At 50.2% G+C, this 223-nt stretch carries 1 tRNA gene; it reads left to right on the top strand.

The window, feature by feature from the left end:
* Positions 1-81 precede the first annotated feature (81 nt).
* Positions 82-154 (top strand) — tRNA-Thr (locus ACX9YW_RS23690).
* The last annotated feature ends 69 nt before the right edge of the window (positions 155-223 follow it).

The raw sequence follows: 223 nt of genomic DNA, 5'->3' as shown, positions 1-223 counted from the left end.
GGCTGTTAACCGAACGGTCGTAGGTTCGAGTCCTACCTGCGGAGCCATATTTTTGATTTTTGCGAGCAAGGTAGTATAAATGCTTCCATAGCTCAGCAGGTAGAGCACTTCCATGGTAAGGAAGAGGTCAGCGGTTCGAGCCCGCTTGGAAGCTTACCATTTTTTATAATGGCCCATTGGTCAAGCGGTTAAGACACCGCCCTTTCACGGCGGTAACACGGGT

It is taken from the genome of Pseudoneobacillus rhizolycopersici (genome assembly GCF_054786815.1).
This window is presented reverse-complemented; position numbering and strand designations above follow the sequence as displayed.